Here is a 17,212-nt window from a genome sequence, read left to right as displayed (position 1 = left end):
GTCTATTCCTTCGGCAGCTTCAGGATCAGGCGGCTGATCAGGTTGAGCTGGACTTCGTAGCTCCCGGCGGCGATGCCGGCGCCGAGCGAGTTGCGGAACTGGGCGTCGCCGGGCGACTGCTCGACCAGGGCTTCGCTTCCCATGACGTCGAGCGCGAGGTCGCCGACCGCGCGCTCGGCCTGCACCATCGCCGCGCGGGCCTGATAGGCCATCGGCGAGGGTTCCTTCGCCTTGGCCCGCTCGTCGATGACGCGGTGCACCAGGACACGGGCGGCTTCGCAGAGGGCCCGCGCGTGGCCGAACTGCTCCTGTACGCCCGGGTCCGTGAGCAGGCCGGCCGCTCGGCACCAGTCGGCCAGCCCGTCGAGGACCCGGGCGGCGCGGGCGTACCGCGGGGCGCCGACCCGCTCGTAGGCGAGCGTCCGGCGGACGATGTCCCAGCCCTTGTTCTCCTCACCGAGCAGGCAGTTCCCGGGAACTCTGACGTCCGTGAGGAACAGCTCGTTGAAGGAGTGCGCGCCGACGAACCCGTCGATCCGCCGGACTTCGACGCCCGGCGTGCTCAGCGGCAGCAGGAAGACGGAGATGCCGTTCCGCCCGTCCGACACGGAGCCGGTGCGCGCGAGGAGGAAGCAGTAGTCGGCTTCGTTCGCGTACGACGTCCAGATCTTCTGGCCGTTGAGGACGTAGCCCTCGCCCTCGCGCACCGCGCGGGTTCGCAGGGCCGCGAGGTCGGTGCCGGCCTCCGGTTCGGAGAAGCCCTGGCACCAGAAGACCTCGCCGCGGGCGATGGGCGGCAGCAGCGCCTCCTTCTGCTCTTCGGTGCCGTACTTGATGAGGGAGGGGCCGACCCAGTTCACGTTCATGTACTGCGGGCCCCGGGGCTCCCCCCGTTTCCACATCTCCTCGCCGAGCACGAAGTGCTGCCAGGCCCCTTGGCCGCCGCCGCCGTACTCCTTCGGCCAGTGCGGGGTGAGCCACCCCTTGGCTGCCAGGGTGCGCACGAAGTCCCTTGAGAAGTCGGTGTACACCGCGCTGCCGAGACCGTGTTCGGAGCGGTTCCACCCCTCGGCCAGTTCGCGGTCAAGAAAGCCGACGAGGTCGCTGCGAAACGCCGCGTCCGCCTCGCTCAGAGCGAACTCCATCAGTCCCTCCCCATGGGGGTCGTGCGCCTCCCGCGCCGCACCTTCAGGAGCGAGCGCATCCCGTGGTGCCACGTCGGTCGCCCCCATCGGAGGAGCGAGGCACCCTCAAAAAAGAGTACACTTTATTCGGTCGGCGACAAGACCCCTCAACTCAAACGGAGGGCGCCAGCAGCATCTACCCTCCCGCCTCAGCAGTCGGTAACGTCGCCGCAGCAAGCAGGTGTTACGAGGAGAAGTCGGCGAAACCGGCCCGAGCCCGGAGGCGATCCCAACGCACGCCAGAGCCGGAGCCCAGCGCCAACTGGCCACTTGAGGACAAGAAGATGCCACTCAATTGCCGTTTTGGCCGATGGCTTGAAGGGAACTCCTCGCGCTGACTGCGCCGGTTGACGACCAAGGGAGCAACTTCGTGGCTGACGTACTGACACTGCCGAACTGGCTGCGCTCGATCGGCACCGGTCCGCACGGGGCGCATCGTCGAGCGCTGCGTGACGACTCCGGGGAACTGACCTTCGCCGAGTTGGTCGACGCGATGGATGCCGTCGCCGTCGGACTGCGGCGCGCGGGCCTGCACACCGGAGACCGCGTCGTGACGGCCATGGAGCCGTCGATACCGCACACCGTGGTCATCCTCGGCGCCCTGGCCGCCGGCCTGGTGGCCGCACCGCTCAATGACCGCCTGACCGGGCCGGAAGCACGCGCCTACCTCGCCACGCTCCGCCCGAGCGCCGTGATCGCGGACCCCGCCCATGCGTCCCTCGCGCAGGAGACGGGCTGCCGGGTCATCGAACTGCCGGCCGCCGCCGACCGCATGCCCATCGCGGACCGGACGAGCCCGGTGGGGAGCCGCGGCGGGCCGCTCGCGCCCCCGGCGGAGGACGCCCCGGCCCTCATCTTCGCCACCGGCGGCACGACCGGAATGCCGAAGGGCGTGTGCCACACCCATCTCAGCCTGTGGCTCTGGCTGAACACCTGCGCCCACGGGAATCCGCGCACGATCACCGACGTCGAGCTGTTCTTCTCCCCGTTCTTCCACATCACGCTGGGAACGAACCTGTTGGCCCCCCTGTTCGCGGGCGGGGAAGTCTGGATCCAGCGGCGGTTCGACGCCGGCTCCGCGCTCGCCGCCATCGACCGCGGTGCCAGCCGCCTGATGGGTGCGCCGACGATGTTCACCGCGCTCCGCCGCCATCCCGCCTTCGCCACGACCCGCCGCGAGAACGTCAAGGCGATCCGCTTCGGGTCCGCGCCGTCCACCGACGGCTTCGTGCGCGGCCTGCTGCGCGACTTCCCCAACGCGCGGATCCGGGCGGGGTTCGGCGCCACCGAATTCGGCTCGGTCATGGGATTCGACCACGAAGACCTCCTCGCCGACCGGTTCACCGGTGTGGGCCGGCCGCTGCCCGGCGCGATCGTCCGCATCCTCGACGAGGAAGGCCGCGACGTGCCCGCGGGCGTCGTCGGCGACCTCGTGGTCGCCTGTCCGTGGCAGGCCCGCGGGTACTACGGGTTGCCCAAGGAGACCGAGGAGACGTTCCGGGCCGACGGCGTGCACATCGGTGACCGTGCCTCGCGGACGGAGGACGGCTGGGTGTTCATCGTCGGCCGTACGAAGGACGTCATCATCACCGGTGGTGAGAACGTCTACCCGCGGGAGGTGGAGGAGGTGATCCTCCGACACCCGGGGATCGCCGACGCCGTGGTGTACGGGCTGCCCGACGAGCACTGGGGGGAGCGCGTCGAAGCCGCCATCGTGACCGTCCAGGACACGACGGTCGACCTGGCAGAGCTGCGGGCCTTCTGCCGGGCGGACCTGGCCGGCTACAAGATCCCCAAGAACCTGCGGCTGCTCGACGCGATCCCGCTCACCCCGAACAACAAGCCCGACCGGCGGAGGGTGCGCGCGGCGGCCCTGGCCGAGACCGCGGACAGCGGCGCCGAGGCGTAACGCGTCGCACCCGGCCCGCGGTGCACCGCCCCCGGCGCGGTCGGCGACGTGTGCACCGTCACCGGCCGCGCGGGCAGGGGCGAGGACTACTCAGGCGCCTTTGCCGCCGGGCTGCGGTAGCCCCGGCGCGAGGGCGCGGAACGCGTAGAGGTAACCGCCGTTGTCACCGCCGACGGTGACGTACGCCTCGGTCGTGCCCGGCTTGATCACCAGGTTGCTCACGAGGGGTTCCGGCTTGGGCTGCTGCGGTATGAGGATCGTGGCGATCAGGTCTCCGGTCTGGTTCCACACGAGGATCTTCCCGGAGCCGAGGACCACCTGGTACACGTTGCCGGCGGAGTCGACGGAGTTGGAGTCGAAGCCGCCGCGACCGACGTTGGCGGACATGCCCACGCTGCCCGTGGTGAAGCTCTTGCCGTCGGGCGCCAGCGTGAAGAAGTTCTCCCGGCCGAGGTTGTACTCGCCCACCCACAGGCCGGAGAAGTCCGGAGTGAACGAGATGCCGTTGGGACTGGACAATCCGTCCTGCAGGACGATCGGTTCGGTGCCGCGGGCGTCGAGACGCACCACCCGGCCGTCCGGGTTCTTGAGCGAGCCCTGGTAGTCGGTGAGGTACATGTCGCCCGCCTTGTTGAAGGCGATGTCGTCGGGCACCATCGCCCGGCCGTCCACCGGCCCCGAGAAGACGGTCGTGAAGCCCGAGCCGTCGGGGTTGAGCCGATCGATCTTCCCGTTGTCGTAGTCGGTGACGTACATCTTCCCGTCGGCCGGACTGAACTGTAGCGACGAGAAACGGCTCGTGGCGTCGGTGTAGAGCGGCGTGACGGCCTTCGTCCGGGGGTCGAACCGGAGGATCTTGGGCTTTCCGGCCGGAGCCGTGAAGTCGACGAAGTACAGCTGGCCGTCGGGCCCGAAGGCGGGCCCCTCCAGCACGGTCGCGTGCCCGAACGCCGACGGCGGATCCAGCGGCGCCACCTTGGCGACCGGAGTCGCCCGGATGACGCCCGGCGACGCGTCCTGCCCCGCGTCCGAAGCGGCGACCCGGCTGTCCGTCGCCCGCGCGGCGGTCGGGGCCACCGGGCCGCCGACCACCAGGGCCACCACCGCGGCGGCCGCGAGCGCGAGCCCTCTCCTGCTCTTGGTCATGTCTTCTCCCGATCCACTGTTCTTGATCATGGTTGTTCCGGCCCGCGACCCGGCTCCGAGATCTCGGACGACGCCACGGTCCGGGCGGAAAGGGGGCTCGCCGACCGGGCCGGATCCGGTCGACCGGGGCGAGCCCGGCGGCGCCGCTGGCGGGTCCGGCGCGGCGTCGCCCCTACGAGGCGTCCGGCACGTCACCGGCAGGGGGCCGATCGAGCGCGACGTGCGGGGACCGCTGCCGCAACAGGCCCTTCTGGATCTTGCCCGTCGACGTCTTGGGCAGTTCGCAGAAGACCACTCGACGGGGCGCCTTGAACCCCGCGAGCCTGGCCCGCACGAAGGTGACCAGCTCCGCTTCGGTGACCGACGCGTCGGCCCGGAGCGTGACGTAGGCGATCGGCACCTCACCCCATCTCGGGTGCGGTGTACCGACGACCGCGGCCTCCAGCACCGCCGGGTGCGCCGCGAGCGCGCTCTCCACCTCGACGCTGGTGACGTTCTCCCCGCCGGAGATGATGACGTCCTTGGCCCTGTCGCGAAGCTCGACGTAGCCGTCCGGATGCATGACGCCCAGGTCGCCGGAACGGAACCAGCCGTCGGTGGTCGCCGCGGCCGCGGTCGCCTCCTCGTCGCGGTAGTAGCCGAGCATCACGTCGTTGCCGCGCAGCACGATCTCGCCCAGCGTGCTGCCGTCGGCCGGCACGTCGGCGCCGTGGGGATCCACCACCCGCAGCGGTTCGGCGATAACGTTCGCGATGCCCTGCCGCGCCATCAGCGGGGCGCGCCGTGCGGCCGGCAGGTCCCGCCACTCGGGCTGCTCGTCGCAGACGACGGCCGGGCCGAACGTCTCGGTGAGTCCGTAGAGATGACGGATCTCGATGCCGAGCGCGCTCATCCTGGTGAGCAGCGCCGGCCAAGGCGGCGCGCCCCCGACGAACGCCCGTACCGGGTGGGGGGCCGGTGCCGCCGCGGCGGGGTCGTCGGCCAGCATGGCCAGCACGGTGGGTGCGGCACAGAAGTGGGTGACTGCGCTCTCGCGGATGGCCCGCCAGACGTCCGGCGGGTGCACCTTGCGCAGGCAGTGGTGCACCGCCCCGGCCGCGGTCACCGCCCACGGGAAGCACCAGCCGTTCGTGTGGAACATCGGCAGCGTCCACAGGAAGCGCGCCGACGTGTCCAGCCCGGCGTGGTAGGCCATCGCCAACGCCTGGAGATAGGCGCCACGGTGGTGGTACATCACTCCCTTCGGCCGTCCGGTCGTCCCACTGGTGTAGTTGATCGACAGCAGCGACCTCTCGTCGGTGACCGCCACCGCCCGCGGGGTGGCGTCCGCCAGCAGGGACTCGTACGCGTCGTGCGGCCGCCCCGAGTCGATCACCGCGGGTCGGACCTCGCTGAGCGCGAGCGCCTCGGTCAGCACGGCGCGGCAGGCGGCGTCCACGATCACCACTCCGGGAGCGCTGTGGTCGAGGATGTAGGCGATCTCGGCGGGCGCCAGCCGGGTGTTGAGAGCCACGAGGACCGCACCGGCCAGCGGCACTCCGTAGTGCGCCTCCAGCAACACGTGGGTGTTGGGGGCCAGCACCGCGACCCGGTCCCCCGGCCGCACTCCGTGCCCGGCCAGCACGCCGGCCAGCGCCTGCGCCCGTTGCCACAGCTCGGCGTAGGAGTACCGCAGTTCGCCGTCGACGACCGCGAGGCGGTCGGCGAACACCTTGGCGGCGCGCGCGGCGAACGCCACCGGAGTCAGTTCGGAGAAGACCATCCCGGGCATCTCGGTGCGCCTCCTCGTCCGGTCACGCCACGGCGATCGGTCGGAGCGGCGAGCCGGTGCCGCCCCGGATGGTCAGCGGCAGGCCCACGAAGAGGAAGGTGGACACCCCGTCGGCCGCCAGGCCCTCGCAGTTGACCCACTCCATGATGTGGATCCCCTGCTCATGGAGCAGGTACAGGTGCACCGGGAGTTGGTTGCCGGGCACCGTCGACGGCCTGGCCTCGAAGGACATGGTGTCCGCGCCCACGTAGCGGGCGCCCTGCGACACCAGCCACTGCGCCCCGTCCAGTGCCACGCCGCTGCCGCCACTGCGCTCGCGGATCAGGTCGACATCGGGCCAGAACTTCATCTGGCCCGTCCGCACCAGCACGACATCCCCCTTCTCGACCCTCACCTCGGCGGCTTCCGCGGCCTGCCGCAGGTGCCGCTCACCGATCGCGAAGTGGGGCGGCAGGACCTCCAGGCCGAGCGCGCCGGCGACGTCCAGCAGAACGCCCCGTCCGAAGAGGGGAGCCAACTCCGAGGCGTCCCCGCTTTCGGCACCGTAGTCGCCCAGTGCCTCGTTCGCCGATACGCCGCCGTGCCATTCGTCGTTCGCCCCGCACGTCACGTGGCACAGTGCGTCGATGTGGGTCCCGGTGTGCAGGCTTCCCGACATGAGCTCGGAGACGTAGCCGAGTTGGACCTCGTTCCCCTCGGGATCGTCGAACGGGAATCGCCGTGCGGCGCGCTGGCCCTGCGGCGAGTTGTAGGTGAGGACCTCGAAACGCGGATAGCCGTCGAACGTCGGCATGTGGCGCCACCAACCCGAGGACAGGTCGTACACCGCGCCCTTGGTGGGGATGCCCAGGGTGCGGAGCACGTCGTCTGCGCGGTGGTGCGGCCCGGTCTGCGAGTTCATGAGGACGTCCCTTTCGCGAGTTGCCGGAGAGGTGGCGTCTGCGCCAGCGACCCCGACGTCACTGCGCTCCGCGCATCCCGTTCCGCTCAGCCTGAGTTCAGTTCAGCACGAGTTCAGTGTACTCATTGCTCGATCACGAGGTCCAGCCCGGAGCGGAGGGAACGCAACTCGGCACGTGGAACGTCAGATCACCGGCAGGTCAGGCATCTACACCCTCCCCCTCCAAGCAAAGAGTGCACTTTTTACGCGCCCCTTCCCTCCTCCTTTCCCTACCCCTCCCCCTCCCCCTCCCTCTTCTCGCTTCACGCCGCGTGCCCGCAGGACTGCGCCTACGACTCGTTCTTCAAGAGCTCCGCCACGGCTTGCAGATGCCGCCGCATGCGGTGTTGGGCGAGCGGAGCGTCGCCGGCCACGATCGCCGCGACCATCGCCTGGTGCGCCTGGTGGGACTCGACCGCGGCCTCGCGATTGCCCTCGTCGGGCCGGCCGTCGGACTCCCACTCGTCCTGCACCATGTCCTGGTCGAGCTGGGCCAGCACCTCGACGAAGAGGGTGATGGCCGGATTGCCGGCCAATTCGGCGATCACGCGGTGGAGATGCCGCGCGTGCCCGAGGGTCACCCCCCGCTCGATCAGCTCCCGCTCGGTCTCCAGCGCCTCCGTCAGGCGCGCGATGCCCGACTCCGTGAGCTTCTCGATCGCGGTGGTGACGCCTGCGAGTTCGAGGGCCATCCGGGCCTCGAACAGCTGGCGCCGGTTGACCGCTGCGTGCCGGAGGTAGACCCGCGCGGCATCGCGGACGATGCCGGGATCCGGTTCGGTGACGACGAGGCCGCCGCCGGGCCCGCGCCGCATCCGCGCCATCTGGTGATGCTCGATGAGCCGGACGGCTTCGCGGAACACGGCGCGGCTCACGCCGTAGCGTTCGATCAGCTCCCGCTCGGACCCGAGGACCGACCCGGTGCGCCAGCCCTCCTTCACGATGTCCCTCTCGATCAGTTCCGCCACCGTCTCGGCGAGTCGCTGACTCCCCCGTCCGGCAGGTGCCGCATCGCTCTTGCCGTCACCCGTCATGGCCCATGCCTGCCCTGTCTGAGAATCATTGCCCCGACACATCCGAGCGCATAGAGAGCACTCTTTCTGCACTCCATCATAAATGAGCTGGGGTAAAGTCCGCGCCACTCTCCAGATGGGGCCGAATAAGTAGCCTCATCTGTCGGTGAGCATCGGCTCGACGCACGGCAGCGCCCCACCGCGGCGCTCGACGAAAGGCGCCCGGTATCGGAGTCACCCTGCGCCAGGTGCGCACGGGTCAGCCGAACAGACCGGAACCGAGCGGGTGTTGCCCGTCGAAGCCGGGGAGGATCAGGAACGTCGCGCTGGCGGTCGTGGTGGTGAACCGCAGCAGCGCGTCGGAGGTTTCCATGTGGGTGAGGGTGGCGGTGAAGGTCCGCAGGTCGTTCTGGAAGCTGATGAAGAGCAGGCCGGGGGCGGGCGCGTCGGTGGTGTAGGAGCGGCGGAGCATCAGGCCGACGCCGACCACGGTGGGGTTCGCCCTGCGCACGTGCGCGTCCGCGGGGACGAGATAGCGTCCGTCCGGTGTCTTGGCTCCGAGTTGCGGGCCCGCGGCGACGGTGCCGCCGGAGAGGGGGACGCCGCTGGCCCGGCGCCGCCCGAAGACCGCCTCCTGCTCGGCCGTGGACAGGGCGGCGAACCGCGGCAGGTCGAGTTCCATGCGCCGCAGTACGGCCAGGGTGCCGCCGGCGACGGCGGGGGGACCGGCCAGCCACAGGTCGCGTTGCTGTTCGGTGGTCGTGTGCGGGCCCACGATGCCGTCGATGAAACCGAGCGGATTGCGCGGCGCGGTGCGGCCGTTGCCGACGGGCACGTTCGCACCGCGGCGCGCGGACTGCCGCCAGCGTTCGTGGACGCGGTCGCCGGCCTGGTCCAGGAGCGCGGAGGCGACGACCGGCAGGAGCAGCGCGTCGCTGGCGCAGATCTGCACCATCAAGTCACCGCCGCGTGCCTGGGGGTCGATCCGCTCGCGGGAGAATCCCGGGAGGTCGGCCGCGCCGGGCAGCGAGGCACCGGCCGTGCGCACCAGCCGGGGGCCCACGCCGACGGTCACGGTGAGGTCGCCCGGCGGCAGGCCCAGCAGTCTCCGGTCGGTCCCCGCGACGAGTGTGCGGATGGCCTGGCCCAGTTCGGCCAGCAACGGGCCGACGGCCACGGCGTCGCCGACGTCGGCCACCACGGCGAGCAGGTTGGGCTGCGCCGGCTGAGGGAGCGTGATGCCTGCCTGATGGCGGCCCGTCAGCGGAACCGGCGGGGGCGCGGCAGCGGCGGTGGGGGGCTGCCGGTCCGGCCGGGCCGAGTCCGCCGTGCACCCTGCGGCCAGTCCGGCGGCCACCACGGTGCCGGTGGTGTGGAGGAACGTGCGGCGCGACGGCTGGCGATCGGCTTGGTGCATGGAGTGCAGAGTGCCACACCGGAATCGCGGATGCGGCTCAACTTCGCTTTTCTGGCGAGGGATTGGGCATCGTGCCAAACTGGGATCATGTCTCGATGGGCTCTTCGTGCGGTGGCGACGGTACTGGGCACGCTGACGCTTGTGGTCGGCTGCGGCGGCGGTGAGGGAGGGTCGGGCAAGGGCAGGCGACCGAGCGGCGCCCAGGTGACGATCCGCGTCCCCGGCGATGCCCCGACGATCTCCGATGCGGTGTCCCTCGCTCGCTCCGGTGACCTGGTGCTGGTCGCTCCGGGCGTCTACCACGAGTCGGTGCAGGTCTCCACGCCCGGTGTCACTCTTCGCGGGGAGTCCCGGGACAAGGTCGTCATCGACGGGCGGTTGCGGCGGCCCAACGGCATCGTCGTCACGGCGCCCGGGGTGGCCGTGCAGAACCTCACCGTGCAGAACAACACGCAGAACGGGGTCCTCGTCACCGGCTCGGCGAAGGCGGCCGCCGGCCTGCCGGGGGCAACTGGCGGCTACGACACCGGCGACGAGCCCGTCACCTTCCTGAAGTCGTTCCTGGTCTCCTACGTGACGGCGACCCGCAACGGCCTGTACGGCATCTACGCGTTCTCCGCGCAGAACGGCGTCATCGAGCACTCGTACGCGTCGGGCGGGGCCGACTCGGGGATCTACGTCGGACAGTGCAAGCCCTGTCGCGTCGTGGTGCGGGACAACGTCGCCGAACTCAACGCGGTCGGTTACGAGGGCACCAACGCCAGCGGAGACATGTACGTGATCGGCAACCGCCTGGTCGGCAACCGGGTCGGGCTCACCACCAACTCCGACCACCAGGAGAAGCTGCTGCCGCAGCAGGGCGCCGTCCTCGCCGGCAACCTGATCGCCGCCAACCAGCAGCAGGCCACCCCGGCGCAGGCGGACGGCGCGTGGGGCATCGGCATCGGCGTCGACGGCGGCAGCGACAACCAGTTCGTCCGCAACCGCATCGCCGACAACGGCAATGCCGGACTGGTGATCACGGCGAACGCCGACATTCCTCCGGTCGGCAACCAGGTCGTGGCGAACGCGTTCACCGGCAATGGCGTGGACGTCGGCTGGACGTTCCCCACCGCCACGCGGGGGCGGGGCAACTGCCTGCGCGGCAACGACCTGCGCAGCACGGTGCCCGCCGCGCTCGCGACGACCGCGCCCTGCCCGCTTCCGGTCAAGTCTCCGTCGCCGAGCGGGAGTTGGTCGAAGCCGACGGCGCCCGTCGGCATCCCGTTCACCGAGGTCGCCGCGCCCGGTCCCCAGCCGCAGTTCCCCCACGCCACCACTGCGGGCGCCACCACCGTCCCGGCCGTTCCGACCCTACCGGCAACGGCAGACGTCCCGCTGCCGCCCGCGTCCCTGCTCGCCGCGCACGCACGAGTGCGGACGTCCTGAACGGCGGCTAGGACCTCGGGGTGACTCCCGGTGCGGGCTCGACCGGCACGTACTTCCGGGGACCGAAGTCGATGACCACCGGTTGCGTCTCGGAACCCACGCTGATCCGGACCCGGTACATGGTGCCGTCCTCGCCGACCCAGTAGCGCACGGTGCCCGCCGTTCCGGCGCGGCCACGGGAGTACGGCCCGGTCATGACGTCCACCCGGTGCCCGTCCACCTCGTCCCGTCCCCACCAGGCGGCGCCGTTCTGCGGCAGCAGTTGGGCGTTGTCCGGTCGGTCGCTGGCGAGGTTGAGCGCGATGGTCAACGAACTGTCCAGTGCGCTGCCGGACGACTGCAAGGGACGGCTGTACCAGCCCGAGCGGGGCGGCGCGGCGGGTGCCTGCGCCGGGGCATGCGCCATCGGGTGGACGAAGACCGAGGCGGCCGTCCACTGGATCAGCCCGTCGCTGGAGGTGTCGCGACCGGTGCCGTGCACCACGCCGTAACCGAGCCTGCCTTGGAAGTCGATGGATCCGGTGACCACGAGCCCGCCGGCGGTGCCCGGCACGGTGATCGTCACCGTGCGGCCGTGCGCCTGGTAGTTGCGGAACCGCGTGATCGCCAGTCTGTTCGCCTCGTCCGACGTCAGTGCGCGCTGACCGCTGTCACCGGAGTTGCTGTCGACGATGACGAACGCGGCCACCGCGGCCAGCACCATGCCGATGCCGGCGGCCGCCCAGCGTGGCCGCAGCCATCGGCGCCGGCCGGCCGCACGGCCCGGTGGGGCCTTCTGGGTTCGGACGCTTCGCACACGGCTCGACGCTGACACTCTGCTGCTTCACCCTCTCCGTCACCGCGCTGCTCGGCCGCCGTGCGGTCACGGCGGCGCTCGGCAGGTGGTGTCAGACGACGCCGAGGCCGGCCCTCGTGGGCCGGCCAAGACGTGAGCTGCCCGACCGCGCCCGCCGGGACGCGGTCGGGCAGCTCACCGTTGTTCCGTTCGTTCAGTGTTGCCGGGCCCGACGCTTGCGGCTCACGAAGGCGAGGGCCAGGCCCCCACCCACCAGCAGGCCGACGGCGGCGAGCATCTCCGGCAGCCGGGACATACCGGTGTTCGCCATCGAACCCGAACTCCCGCCGCCGGGCGCCGGGTTGGCGGGCGGCGCGGGCGAGGGCGGCGTGGAGGCCGGAGGCGCGGTCGGAGTGGGCGTCGGCGTCGGGGTCGGCGTCGGCGTCGCCTTCGGAACGTACACCCCGGCGTCGATGGTGTGGTCGACGCCGCCCGGCTTGGCCGGCGCCGTGACGGGCGCGTAGCCGTTGCACAGCTTCCCGGTGGTCGGCGGGGTCACGTTCGAGTCGTGCGCACGGTTGTCACCGGCTCGCGGGAGCGTGAAGCGCAGTTCGCTCGTGGGGGGTTGGCCGGGCACCTTGCTGGTGTCCGCGGTGCACACGTCGAACTGCACCGTGTACTTCGCGCCCGGTGTGAGCTGGTACGCGGCGCCGACACCACCGAAATAGTATTCACCGGCGGCATCCGTCCTGGTCGTGGCGACCTGTTTGCCGTGCGCGTCCAGCAGGTTGATCGTCGCCCCCGGCAGCAGGGGCTCCCCCGGGTCCTGGATTCCGTTGTGGTCGCCGTCGAACCACACGAGGTTGCCGATCTGGATCGGTGCGTTCGCCGCCGTGTAGGCGATGTCACCGAGCCCGCCGGCCTTGCCGAACCCGTTCTGTTCCTGACCGATGAACTGGTACGCGTTGGCGGCCGGATTGTTGCCGGGGCCCTGACCGGTCGCGATGTCGTAGTAACCGGTACCGGCGGTCTCGACGTTGACGGTCGGGTCGAACTCCGTGCTGACGACCCACTGTTGCTGCGGGATGTAGGCGACCGAACCCAGCGCGGTCTCCTGGTGGCCGCCGCCGAAGAAGTCGCCCGGGAAGTATTCGACGACTCCGCCTTCCTCACCGCCGTCGTTGGCGGGGGTGGCGTGGTTGGGGCACTTCCCCGTGCCTTCCCACGCGTATCCGCCGCCGGGATCGGCGCAGGCCATGGTGATGTCCCCACCGGACATGCCGAGTTCCGGCGTGTTGTTGTCCGGGCGGGGGTCCAGGCCCTTCGCACTGAGCACGTCCATGAACCGGTCGCGGAAGCCGAGGACCATCGAACCGTCGCGGGCGAAGGCGAGGGAGGCGAGCTCCGGCTGCGGATCGATGAAGGCGCCGCCCAGCTTCCGTTGGTCCCACGTCTCCAGGCTGGTGTTCCACGGATTCCAGTGGGTGGCCTGGGCGACGTTGCCCGCACCGGTGAAGACGGTGCCGCGCTGGTCGGTGAGCGCGTGGGTCAGCACCGTGGTGAACCGCTTGCCGTCGTAGGCGTAGACGACGGCCTTCAGGTCCGTGCGCTGCTGGGTGCTCTCCGCGTCGCACACGCCGCCGACGTAGAGCGTGTTGTCGTGGACGGAGAGACCGAACGGCCGCCAGTCGCCGGCGCTCGCGCACCCCGGGTCCGGGATCCGCACCGTGGCCTTGGGCCCCGAGGCGGTGGCCCCGGTGGCGTCGAAGCTCACCAGGCTGCGGGTCCGCAGGTTCACCGCGTACAGCGTGGAGCCGTCCTCCGACAGGGCCAGGCCGCCGATGCTCTCCTTGCCCGGTGCGTCGGTGAAGCCGGGGTCCTTGATCATGTTTGCGGTGTCGTGCTGCGTCGACGTGGCGCCCGGCACCTGCGCGAACAGCTCAGGGGCGCCGGAACCGTCGGTCGGCACCCTGTAGATCGCGCCGCCGCCCTTCGGCCCGTACGGGGCGTACCGGCGGGCGAACGCGCCCTGGAACAGCCGGTTGCGGTACTTGTCGTACGCCAGCCCGAACGTCGTGCCCACCTGGGCCTGTGTGGCCAGCGTGGTGGGGCACGACACATCGCCGGGACACGTGCCGCGGACCTTCGTCCCGAACGCCACCAAGGCCCGGGTGTCGGTTCCGTTGGCGCCGTTCTGGACGGGTACGAAATACCGCGAGTCCGGCAGGGTGTAGTCGGCCGGATTCCAGACGCCGGTCACCACCGAGGCGTTCTTGCCGCCCGACACGTCCACGAACGACGTGAAGCTGTTGAAGTGGTTCTCCGCCGTCGACGCAGGCGCCGCCTGTAGGTGGTTGTCGTACGGTGCCGGAATGCTGACGTCGACGCGGTACCGGCCGCCGCTCAGCGTCGTCGACCGCGACACCACGACCTTTCCGGTGGTGTCCGTGAGGCCGGTGACGACGTGCCCGGCGCGGTCGGACACCTGCACCTTCATGCCCCGCTGCGGCACGTCCATCGTCGTGTTGATCACGCCGGTGCCGAAGAAGTCGCGCAGCACCTGAACCGTCAGCGTGCCGTCGGTGGTCGAGGCGGCGGCCGGTCCGGCCGTCGCCCCCATGGCGCCGCCCGCCAGCAGAAGAACAGCTAACCCTGTGCGCGCCAGCGGCGCCGCGAGCCTTCGGGCCGGCCGGCCCGAATCTCTGCCCACTTGGTTCATGGCATCACGCTCCACACTTCTTTCTCGACAGGAAGACGAAGTACCTACTTCTCGCTGCGCGTCCACTTCTCGGCACCCGGACGCGGGCACCGGGAAACGGGAAAGCGCCCACTGCTGGTGAGGGGAAGGCTTTGTGGATTGAGACTGTGACAGATGATGCTCAAGTGGCGCGGGCGTGGAAAAGCGAACGCCCGTTCAAAACCTCGGGGAGAACCGCCCTGCATTGCGTGTTCTTGCAGCTCAATCACGGCACTCCGCCCCCACCGCCCACCTCACCGGCCGCCATCGCGAGCAGCGCGCGACATTCTATGGGCTGACGTCTCGGCGTCACCAGCAGAATCCTGTTATCCATCGGGATCAGCAATATCCGCCGAGCGCCCGGGGATTGGCGGCCGGAAGAATACGCGAAGGCGATGTCACGGTTGATGAAGAGCCGCGCCGCACGCCAGGACCCCGCCGGTCTCCGACGCGGGGCGCAGGGGGAGTCGCGGGCGGCACCCAGCGGTCCGGTGCCGCTCGGCCGGAGCACGGCGTTGACGGGATCGATCTTCGAACTGGTGGGTGGATCCGGCGTCTTGATCGACGCCCGCGACTCCTGGGGCGTCGCCGCGCACGCGGTGCGACAGGCCCTCGAAGCAGCAGCCGCAGTCGACGCGGCCGGCACCACCACGTCACTCACGTCACTGCCGCCCGTGCTTTTCTCGCCAACCGCAGGCCGACGTCGAACATCCCGAACGTGGAACTGATTACACGTCAAGTCACCTTCTCCTGAAGGGCCTTCCGTGGTGCCGGACCAGCACCTGAGCCCCCTGCGGCCGGCCCCTCTGCCCATGCATGGCCCGGTGGTACACGGCCAAGCACGGCCGGGCGCGTCCCCGTTGGCGGTGCAGGGTCGCCCCGGGTGGCCGGTGCCGGCAGGCCCGGCAACTGCCGTCGTCACAAGTCGCAAGCTGCGGCTTCGTGGCCAGGCACCGCAGGTGGTGACCTTTCCGTGGAACTGCCTCCAAAGTTTGGCCACAACTTGCACACATTCCCCTCTCCAGGTGCGCCCCGATGGTCTACATTGACGCTGCTTCACATGACACGAGGCGACAAATCGTGATCTTTGGGGCCCGGCGCTGCGGACGACCGACAGTCCCGCCCTCAGCGCCAGACCTGGGGGGATCGATTCTTTGAGCCCGAGAGAGGGGTCTCGGGTGAGGGGAGCCTGAGGCTTCGACGGGTTCCGCGCACCTCGGGGGGTCCGGCACGGCATGCGCGTCCCCTGCTGCCTGGGCGGGACGTTCACGCAGCGCTGCACCGGCGGGGACGTCACGCGGGAGGGCGGGGCCTCCTGGGGGAGGAACGGCACGGCGGGGGGCGGGCCTCCCGAGGGGAGAAAGCGTGTGGAGCGAATACGTCGAGCCCACTGGAGACCTGGGGGGATCTGTGCAGCAGGGGGAACTGGGCAGCCCGTTGCTCTTGGCGCGCGGGGGTCCGGAGAACGGGGTGACCGACCGGCCCGCGACCGGCTGGGAGCAGCGGTACCGCCGTACCGTGATCACCAGCGACACCGTGGCCACCGCCTTCGTGGTGGCGGCGATCGGCAACTTCTTCGGGGCCCGGGACGCGGCCAACTGGCACGAGAAATGGGGGATCCTCGCATTCGGCACCGAGCTGCTGGTGCTGGGGTCGCTCGCGGTGAGCCGGTCGTGGGCGCCGGCCGTACTCGGCCAGGGCGCCGAGGAGTTCCGCCGGCTCGGACGCTCGCTGTTCACGGCGACCGTCGTGCTGGCGCTCGGCGGGATAGCGCTCGCCTCGCGCAACATCAAGCTCTGGATATTCGTCGCGATCCCCATGATCGCGCTGATCACCATGACCGCGCGGTACCTGCTGCGTCTGTGGTTGCACAGGCAGCGGAAGGAAGGACGGTGCCTGCGACCGGTGCTCGCCGCCGGAAGCCTGGCCACCGTGCGCGACCTGATCGCCCGGACCCGCAAGTTCCCGCACCTCGGCTGGCGGGTGGATGCGGTGTGCACGACGGACGGTCGCGGGGCCGACGGCGACCAACTGGACGGAGTGCCGGTCGTCGGCCGGCTGACGGACGTCGCGGGGCACGTCCACCGCGACGGGTACCGCGTCGTCGCCGTCACGCCGGACCCGCACTGGTCACCGGACCGGCTTCAGCGGCTGGCCTGGAACCTCGAAGGCAGCGACGCCGAGATGGTCGTGGCCCCCGTGCTGATGGAGGTGGCCGGCCCGCGGCTGCACGTCGACGCGGTGCTCGGCATCCCGCTGCTGCGGGTGAGCATGCCGACCTTCACCGGCGGGCACCGGGCGGTCAAAGAGGTCGTCGACCGGATGGGCGCGGCGCTCCTGTTGATCCTCTTCGCGCCGCTGATGGTGCTCGTCGCCCTGCTCGTGCTGGTGGACAGTCGGGGCGGGGCGTTCTACCGCCAACGCAGGGTCGGCAAGGACGGCCGCGAGTTCACCATCGTCAAGTTCCGCACCATGGTCGCCGGGGCCGACGGGGCGCGTGCCGCGCTGGCCGACCGCAACGAGGGCGCCGGTCTGCTGTTCAAGCTCCGCCGGGATCCACGGGTGACCCGGGTGGGAACGGTGCTGCGCCGCTACTCGATCGACGAACTCCCCCAGCTGTTCAACGTGCTCACCGGATCGATGTCACTCGTCGGTCCGCGGCCTCCGTTGCCGGAGGAGTGCGCCGCGTACGGCCCGGACATCCGGCGGCGGCTGCTGGTCAAGCCCGGGCTCACCGGCCTGTGGCAGATCAGTGGACGCAGCGACCTGCCGTGGGAGGAGGCCGTCCGACTGGACCTGCGGTACGTGGAGGACTGGTCGCTCGCCCTCGACACGGTGATCTTGTGGAAGACGCTGCGCGCGGTGCTGCAAGGGCAGGGGGCCTACTGATGC

11 protein-coding genes are annotated in these 17,212 nt (G+C 70.6%); 3 read left to right on the top strand and 8 right to left on the bottom strand.

Annotation, left to right across the window (positions count from 1 at the left end):
- Positions 1-2 precede the first annotated feature (2 nt).
- Positions 3-1,145: an acyl-CoA dehydrogenase family protein gene (locus tag ACJ6WD_RS17110; protein ID WP_233659959.1), complete on the bottom strand. Its 1,143-nt coding sequence runs from the start codon at positions 1,143-1,145 to the stop codon at positions 3-5.
- Positions 1,146-1,554: 409 nt separating this feature from the next.
- On the opposite strand from ACJ6WD_RS17110, the gene ACJ6WD_RS17105 reads away from it, so the two are divergent.
- Positions 1,555-3,093 carry a class I adenylate-forming enzyme family protein gene (locus tag ACJ6WD_RS17105; RefSeq protein ID WP_376554480.1) on the top strand — a complete coding sequence of 513 codons (1,539 nt, stop codon included), beginning with the start codon at positions 1,555-1,557 and terminating at the stop codon, positions 3,091-3,093.
- A gap of 90 nt (positions 3,094-3,183) precedes the next feature.
- On the opposite strand, the gene ACJ6WD_RS17100 is transcribed toward ACJ6WD_RS17105, so the two are convergent.
- The 5 genes from ACJ6WD_RS17100 to ACJ6WD_RS17080 form a co-directional block, all read right to left on the bottom strand.
- The gene (locus tag ACJ6WD_RS17100; RefSeq protein ID WP_233659961.1) at positions 3,184-4,239 is read right to left on the bottom strand and encodes an SMP-30/gluconolactonase/LRE family protein; all 1,056 of its coding nucleotides are present in this window, start codon (positions 4,237-4,239) and stop codon (positions 3,184-3,186) included.
- A gap of 172 nt (positions 4,240-4,411) precedes the next feature.
- Entirely contained in the window at positions 4,412-6,010 is a 1,599-nt protein-coding gene (locus ACJ6WD_RS17095; protein WP_376441241.1) for an AMP-binding protein, read from the bottom strand.
- A gap of 22 nt (positions 6,011-6,032) precedes the next feature.
- Positions 6,033-6,911 carry a cyclase family protein gene (locus ACJ6WD_RS17090; RefSeq protein WP_233659963.1) on the bottom strand — a complete coding sequence of 293 codons (879 nt, stop codon included), beginning with the start codon at positions 6,909-6,911 and terminating at the stop codon, positions 6,033-6,035.
- A 329-nt stretch (positions 6,912-7,240) separates the two neighbouring features.
- Positions 7,241-7,984, bottom strand: a complete 744-nt coding sequence (locus ACJ6WD_RS17085) for a FadR/GntR family transcriptional regulator (RefSeq protein WP_233659964.1) — start codon at positions 7,982-7,984, stop codon at positions 7,241-7,243.
- 238 nt (positions 7,985-8,222) lie between these two features.
- Complete coding sequence (locus ACJ6WD_RS17080) at positions 8,223-9,380, bottom strand: Dyp-type peroxidase (RefSeq protein ID WP_407616081.1); 1,158 nt, start codon at positions 9,378-9,380, stop codon at positions 8,223-8,225.
- Between the two features lie 87 nt (positions 9,381-9,467).
- On the opposite strand from ACJ6WD_RS17080, the gene ACJ6WD_RS17075 reads away from it, so the two are divergent.
- Positions 9,468-10,808: a right-handed parallel beta-helix repeat-containing protein gene (locus tag ACJ6WD_RS17075; protein ID WP_407616080.1), complete on the top strand. Its 1,341-nt coding sequence runs from the start codon at positions 9,468-9,470 to the stop codon at positions 10,806-10,808.
- A 7-nt stretch (positions 10,809-10,815) separates the two neighbouring features.
- Here ACJ6WD_RS17075 and ACJ6WD_RS17070 read toward each other — a convergent pair whose 3' ends face one another.
- Together ACJ6WD_RS17070 and ACJ6WD_RS17065 are read right to left on the bottom strand one after the other, a co-directional pair.
- The gene (locus tag ACJ6WD_RS17070; protein ID WP_267953141.1) at positions 10,816-11,511 is read right to left on the bottom strand and encodes a hypothetical protein; all 696 of its coding nucleotides are present in this window, start codon (positions 11,509-11,511) and stop codon (positions 10,816-10,818) included.
- A 286-nt stretch (positions 11,512-11,797) separates the two neighbouring features.
- Positions 11,798-14,203, bottom strand: coding sequence for an SdrD B-like domain-containing protein (locus ACJ6WD_RS17065; protein ID WP_407616079.1), 2,406 nt, complete (start codon positions 14,201-14,203; stop codon positions 11,798-11,800).
- A gap of 1,527 nt (positions 14,204-15,730) precedes the next feature.
- Here ACJ6WD_RS17065 and ACJ6WD_RS17060 point away from each other — a divergent pair.
- On the top strand, positions 15,731-17,209 hold the full coding sequence (locus ACJ6WD_RS17060; RefSeq protein ID WP_407616078.1) for a sugar transferase: 1,479 nt from the start codon (positions 15,731-15,733) through the stop codon (positions 17,207-17,209).
- Positions 17,210-17,212 lie beyond the last annotated feature (3 nt).

The sequence above is a fragment of the Streptomyces sp. VTCC 41912 genome, from assembly GCF_045799175.1.
Classification (GTDB): Bacteria; Actinomycetota; Actinomycetes; order Streptomycetales; family Streptomycetaceae; genus Streptomyces; species Streptomyces albulus_C.
Note: the sequence above shows the minus strand (reverse complement) of the source record. Positions and strands in the feature narration are given on the sequence as shown.